1 protein-coding gene is annotated in these 2,285 nt (G+C 74.1%); it reads right to left on the minus strand.

Annotated elements, in window-relative coordinates; all coding sequences use genetic code 11:
- Positions 1 to 2,277, minus strand: a 2,277-nt coding sequence (locus K6I34_RS35910) for an acyltransferase domain-containing protein (RefSeq protein ID WP_308294106.1), incomplete at its 3' end; no start/stop codon positions are given.
- Between the last annotated feature and the right edge of the window lie 8 nt (positions 2,278 to 2,285).

Consider the following 2,285-nt stretch of genomic DNA (forward strand, 5'->3'; position numbering starts at 1 on the left):
GGCGGGGACGAGGACGGGGACGGTCGCGGCCATCGGGTCCACGGCCACCGCGCCGCGGGTCAGGACGACCAGCCGCGACGCGGCGAACCGTTCGTCCGCGAGCCACGTCTGGACGACGGAGAGCGCGTCGTGGACGGCGCCGTGGACAGCGGAGGGGTCCGGGGCCGCTTCAGCTTGAGTACCCGGAGTACCCGGAGTACCCGGAGTACCCGGAGTACGCAGCTCCAGCAGCACGATGCCGGGAACCGGCTCCCCGGCGTCGACCGCCGAGGCCAGCGCGGCGAGGTCCGCGTACTGCCGGGCGCCGGACCGCGCCGCGAACGCGGCCAGGTCGCGGCTCTCCTGGCCGCCCACGACCGCCCGGCTCGTGGCCGGATCAGCTGCGACGTCGGCGGCGGCCTGGGCCGGCGACCACGTCAGGTCGAACAGGTACTCGTTCGCGGGCGTCGGCAGCTGGTCGCGCGACAGTGCGCGTACCGCCAGCGTCTCGACCGAGGCCACGGGCAGGCCCGTGTCGTCGGCCGCCGCGATGGCGATCGTGTCGGCCCCCAGCGGGAGCAGACGGACGCGCAGCGCCCGGGCCCCGGCCGCGTGCAGCTGCACGCCGCGCCATGAGAAGGGCAGCCGCACCTGGGTCCCGGCGTCCTCGGCCGGTGCTCCGTCAACCGACGCTCCGTCGGCCGGGGTCAGGCCCAGCGGGTGCAGGGCCGCGTCGAACAGCGCGGGATGCAGCCCGTACCGGCCGCCGCCCAGGGCCGCACCCTCCGGGAGGGCGATCTCGGCGAAGATCTCGGATTCGCGCCGCCAGGCCGCCCGGACCCCACGGAACGACGGTCCGTAGCGCACTCCGGCGTCGGCCGCGTCCAGGTACAGATCGTCGGCCTCGACCGGCGTCGCACCGGGCGGCGGCCAGGCGGTGAGAGCGGCAAATGCCGGTTGTTCCGGGGCGCTCCGCGCGGCAGCCGTCAGTGTGCCGGTCGCGTGCAGAGTCCATGGGGTCCACGGGACGTCCGCCACCGACCGGCCGTCGTCCGGCTCGCCGGGCTCGTTCAGGCCGCCGCCGTCGGTCTGTTCCGGACGGGCGTGCACGCCGATCGCGCGGACACCGGACGCGTCGGGCGCACCGACGCGGACCTGGACCCGTACTCCCCCGGTCTCCGGCACGACCAGCGGGGAAAGCAACGTCAGTTCGTCGACCGACGGGCAGCCGAGCCGGGTGCCCGCGTGCAGGGCCAGTTCGAGGAAGGCCGTCCCGGGCACGAGGACCGTGCCGAGCACCGCATGATCGGCGAGCCATGGGTGGGTGTCGAGCGAGAGGCGCCCGGTGAACAGGACGCCGTCGCCGTCGGCGAGCCCGACGACCGCGCCCAGCAACGGGTGGTCCACCGCGTCCTGCCCGAGCCCCGTAGCGTCTCCCGCGCCGGTTCCCGCGTCGAGCCAGAACCGCTGCCGTTCGAACGCGTACGTCGGCAGGTCACCCGCCCTGCGGCGGGCCGCGGCGATGTCGACGCCGGTCAGCGCGGTCCAGTCGACCTGGCCCCCGCGCACGGACACCCGGGCGAGGGCCGTCAGGACGGAGAAGACCGGGTCCCGGTCACGGCGCTGGGTGGGAACGGCGAACACGTCGCCGCCCGCGGTGCACTCCCTGACCATCGGCGTCAACGCCGCGTCCGGGCCGAGCTCGACGAACGTCGACACGCCTTCGCCCTGTGCCGCCACGACGGCGTCCCCGAACCGTACCTCCGAGCGCACCTGCCGCACCCAGTACTCCGGATCGCACACCTCCGAAGCCGACGCCATCCGGCCGGTCACGTCCGACGCCAGGGCGATCGACGGCGCGGACAGCTCGACGGCCGACAGCGCCTCCCGAAGCCCGTCCAGTACCGGCTCCATCAGGGCCGAGTGGAACGCGTGCGAGACCTTCAACCGCGAGGACCGCCAGCCCTGTGCCGCGCACAACTCCTCAACCGCCTGGACGGCTTCGGCCTCGCCCGACACCACGACCGACGCCGGGCCGTTCACCGCAGCGATCCCCACCACACCCGGGACACCCTCGGCCAACAACGCCACCACCTGCGCCTCACTCGCCCCCACAGCAAGCATCGCCCCACCAGCAGGAAGCACACCCATCAACCGGGACCGGGCCGCCACCAACGCAACCGCACCCTCCAACGAGAACACCCCGGCAACATGAGCCGCGACAATCCCGCCCAGCGAATGCCCCAGCACCACATCCGGCGCAGGCACCCACGACCGCCACAACCGCCACAACGCCACCTCAAAAG

The organism is Streptomyces sp. UNOC14_S4 (assembly GCF_020740835.1).
Lineage (GTDB): Bacteria > Actinomycetota > Actinomycetes > Streptomycetales > Streptomycetaceae > Streptomyces.